General features: G+C 42.7%; 5 protein-coding genes and 1 pseudogene. 2 read left to right on the forward strand and 4 right to left on the reverse strand.

The window, feature by feature from the left end:
- The first annotated feature begins 317 nt into the window (after window positions 1-317).
- Window positions 318-665 (forward strand): hypothetical protein, encoded by a 348-nt coding sequence (locus RT018_RS12485; RefSeq protein WP_312942472.1) that lies wholly within the window; start codon window positions 318-320, stop codon window positions 663-665.
- A 647-nt stretch (window positions 666-1,312) separates the two neighbouring features.
- On the opposite strand, the gene RT018_RS12490 is transcribed toward RT018_RS12485, so the two are convergent.
- A complete protein-coding gene (locus tag RT018_RS12490; RefSeq protein ID WP_312942474.1) occupies window positions 1,313-1,660 on the reverse strand; it encodes a DsrE family protein in 348 nt (115 codons plus the stop codon).
- A gap of 128 nt (window positions 1,661-1,788) precedes the next feature.
- Window positions 1,789-1,995, reverse strand: a complete 207-nt coding sequence (locus RT018_RS12495) for a hypothetical protein (RefSeq protein ID WP_312942476.1) — start codon at window positions 1,993-1,995, stop codon at window positions 1,789-1,791.
- A 384-nt stretch (window positions 1,996-2,379) separates the two neighbouring features.
- Here RT018_RS12495 and RT018_RS12500 point away from each other — a divergent pair, with 384 nt between their 5' ends.
- The gene (locus tag RT018_RS12500) at window positions 2,380-2,946 is read left to right on the forward strand and encodes a hypothetical protein (protein WP_312942480.1); all 567 of its coding nucleotides are present in this window, start codon (window positions 2,380-2,382) and stop codon (window positions 2,944-2,946) included.
- A gap of 109 nt (window positions 2,947-3,055) precedes the next feature.
- Here the strand turns inward: RT018_RS12500 and RT018_RS12505 are convergent.
- Together RT018_RS12505 and RT018_RS12510 are read right to left on the reverse strand one after the other, a co-directional pair.
- Window positions 3,056-3,193 (reverse strand): annotated as a pseudogene (locus RT018_RS12505) (manganese catalase family protein); the annotation flags it as partial.
- On the reverse strand, window positions 3,193-3,826 hold a 634-nt coding region (locus RT018_RS12510; RefSeq protein WP_312942482.1), incomplete at its 5' end, for a zinc ribbon domain-containing protein. The gene RT018_RS12510 and the pseudogene RT018_RS12505, both read right to left, overlap by 1 nt.

Raw genomic sequence — 3,826 nt, forward strand, 5'->3', positions numbered from 1 at the left:
CAAAAAAGTGGTGGTGCTTAAGCACCACCACTTTACAGCCTCCATTCACACACCTAGGTACTACTAATCCACAACCATCACTTTTTTAAGTAAGTCAATAGTGCGAGCAGTAGGACGTTGGCTGAAATGATTAGCGTAAAGACTTGGAATGTAGTCATGGTAAGTCCTCCTTCAAACGACGATGGAGGCTGCAATTACAGTATAGGACATGTTAAGGGAATATAAAGTTGAAACTCAGTCGCATTTCAGAAGAAAAATTCCTCTTTTGAAACCAATGCAAGGAACTTGAAAATAGGAGCATCCATGGGAGACAGTGCATGAATTTAATAATTCCATTTGTTTGGGCGGAAAATATGATGCGAGCATCCGGAATGGGTGAAAAGCGAAAAAGCTTTGCAGCGTGGGCAGAAGGCATGTATGAGGACTTAAAATTGAGGATAACGCAGCGCGGGAGATGCACCGTGCCGGAAAAACAGACAGGGGTTTTGCTGATGTATTTATTTCAATGTGGCTACGGCAAAGTTTTGCAGGCTGTTGATGTGGCATTTCATGCGACGGACTCCGTAAACTCCTATACCAGCATTTGGCACATGCTGGGCCTTGCGCGTGATCGGATAAAAGCATGGCTTGGGCCTCAGGAAGCCAGGAAAGAAAGAGAAGAATGAAAAGTGGCGGATTATTTCTTCTCCTTGTAGCAAAGGCCGTCAAATACTGTTGTGCCAATCATTGACCTGCTGAGTTCGCGCAGGAAAATACCCAGGCATATGAATTCTTTTTCCGAGAGATTGGTATAAAAATAATTCGTAAGGGCCGCAATCAGTACATTCAGTTCACAAGGATTCAAGATAATCACCCAAAGTATCATATGCAAATAAAAACAGCTGGTGTGAGTGCCGGGAGAGTGGGTCACCATGAGAATGGTTTCCGATATGAATCTGCTCAACGATGGACTGAATACACCGCGTAGGTTGCAGGTGCAGCTGGCGGGGGAGAGCGGGTCAACAATTTCTATTGATGATATTCTTTCTGCAGTTTAGGGCAAAGGCTTAAAGAAAAACCGCCCCGGTTAAGGGGCGGAAGCTCAAAGGTCCTGAAGATCAGCCGCTGGAAGATCGTTTTCTAGATTGTCTCTCGCCAGATCTGTGTCAATAACCGGGTAGACGTTCGCGGGGATAGGTTTGTCACCGTCACCATCTTTAAGGTTTTGGGGCAAATTTTTCTTTGAGTCCATACGATCACCTCGAATATAGTCTTTGCCAAATTGTTTTAAATATTTTGCGGGAGGCTCGGACCGGGGACAGGATGTACGGAATCATGGTTTGATATAAGCATATCCGTTCAGCTGCCGGACAGCTATCTCAACGACACCGGCGGGAACGACTTGGATGAAAGGCAGAAGCATACTTGGCGTTATCCCATTTGCGACAAGGGAATTGTTACATGCACATATACGCAAGGCTGTCGCAAATCTTTCTAGTTGGTCATATATACCGGCCGATTTAGCGGCAGAAGGTTGTAGCTCCTTCACGGCTGGGCCGTTGGCGACAAGTTCAATTTCAAACAACATGGAATTTTCTTCTCCGTATTGCAGCATATTTAAAATGTTTCCAAGTGCTGTTTTCCAGTGCGCGCTTTTATTTACATGAAATAGGACTTTCATTTTATCACCTCTCATTACTGAGTTATTACCAGATACAGTATAGCGCTTGCAACTTGCTATCATGGACGCGCTTAACCATAAGCCGTAAGAATCAAAAAAACGCCCCGCCGTTCCGGCGGGGCAATAGATTACTCAATTTCAATGCCAAGCCTTTGGGCGATTTCGTTGGGCGTCATGCCGGATTGCTTCGCTTTCATAACGATATCTTTGATAGACACAGGATGTGAAAGTGCATATTTCTGAGATTCTAATTTTGCAATTTCGGTTTTCTTTTTGGAGATTTTCTCATCCAGAATGGTAATGCGTTCTTCCATAGTTCTTACTGTACGGGCCATATAACCACCTCGTTCATAATGATTCTTTAATAGTATCGCAAATGGAATAAAATGTCAATTATTTTTTAAACAATTGCTTAAAATTGCTTTATATGTGACCATTACGAAAACCGTCAAACCGGTGACTTTGAAAAAGAGGAGGACGATTTGATCGGTATGATTGCAACCTATGAATCGCCTTCTGAGTGGAAAGAAGAATGAAAAGGAAGGCCGCGGAGCGCCTTAATTTATATAAATACCCCCTGATGTAGTTCTATTTTCCTACAGCAGGGGGCTTTTTATCGTTTGTCCGTTTTTACTGGGGCGGTTCAATGGCCGGGGGGTTGCTTTTTAGAAAAATAGAGCGTATTAATGTAATTATGAAAAAAGGGGTGAAAAGAAAAAGTGCGTAAAATTGTCTGCCGATTCAAAGAAACGATTAAAGACTCTCATGTTGCAAGAAAAATATATGTTACCTCGAAAAAAGAAAAAGAAATTATCAATATGTCGGAAAATCTTGTCCAATATTGGGACATAGGTTATTTTTGCGAGATGGATAGCAGCCCCAAAATTTATCAGTTATTTCTGACAAATGATATGAAGACAAGTTACCAGCATGAAAAAGAATTAATAAGAAAACTGATGTACGAGTTTAGAGAGAGACAATACTCGATAGAAGAACTGAAGAGTTTAAAATGCTTTTATGAGAGAAAATTGGACGAAATGCGTTCTGGAATCGGATCTGAAAATACACTTATAAATACAACAATTGCATTGATTGCCATATGTGTGGCGATTATGTCTATACTTAAAGAATACTATCTAATTCTTCCGTATGTTATGACTTGCCTTCTAACCTTTTCAGGAGTTATACTCCTATGTACTCAATTAAATCAGCACAAGAGGTATAGAAAAGCTGGGTGGAAATTAAAAGTTTGCATCTATGTAATTGAGAATCTTTTAAACGAGTAGAACGATGATAGCCAACAATTTACCATAACCGCGGGTAAAATGTTTCTATCAATTGCGGATATTAGCATCCAATTACCCACTCTGTTTTTCGCTGACAATTCAATGGTTCCAATTCTTCTGTTCCAATATCAGTTAAAAGCCCTTTCAACTCAGGATAGGGCATGGAATACCGCTGGCTTAGATATCTCAGCGATGCACCAAGCTCTCCGTGTGGACCACCGTATTGTGACAGACTACGAATGTTGATTAAAAGATAAGGCGATAGTGCATTTGCAGAAGGTTTTGGGCTTTGTCCCAAGTGGCGTATTCGATGATGGAATGGGCGGCTTCAGATTTCTGCTCCATAGTAGCAGTATCAGAGGTGATGGTTTTCAGAGCCAAACGAATGGACTTTTTCATAATGACAGGAGTGCCAAGTTTGGCACTCTCTTTTTCGGCCTTTTTTAGCTGGGCAACCACCTCGGACAGCTTTTCCTGTGTGGATTCTTTTGCGGTCTTGTATTCTTCTACGGTATCGGCCCCGGCGAGATATGCATTCCGCAGACGGTCCAGCTTTTTAGTGAGGGAATCCTGCTGGGTGCGCAGCGCGTTTAATTTCTCTTCGCCGCCGTCCTTTGCACGAATTACTTCGTATTGGATAGGAGAATCGGTTTCAAGATCAATTTGCAGACGGCGAATGATGGCTTCCTTCAAAAGTTCTGTGGAAACGTGCTGGGAGGTTTTACAGCGGCCCCGCACGTAGTGATTGCACTTCCAATAGTTCGGCTTTGCGAAAATCATGGTGGCGCCGCAGGAGGAGCAGCGGATCAGTCCTGAAATCCAGTCCTTATTGCTACCAAGGGGCCGTCCATGATATTTCCACGTAGCCTTCAGCTCCGTA

It is taken from the genome of Oscillibacter sp. (genome assembly GCF_032060045.1).
GTDB lineage: Bacteria > Bacillota > Clostridia > Oscillospirales > Oscillospiraceae > Oscillibacter.

Excerpts from the sequence above, each read along its gene's own strand:
- RT018_RS12485 (WP_312942472.1), top strand. The coding sequence starts at position 318 with ATGAATTTAATAATTCCATTTGTTTGGGCGGAAAATATGATGCGAGCA.
- RT018_RS12490 (WP_312942474.1), bottom strand. The coding sequence starts at position 1,660 with ATGAAAGTCCTATTTCATGTAAATAAAAGCGCGCACTGGAAAACAGCA.
- RT018_RS12495 (WP_312942476.1), bottom strand. The coding sequence starts at position 1,995 with ATGGCCCGTACAGTAAGAACTATGGAAGAACGCATTACCATTCTGGAT.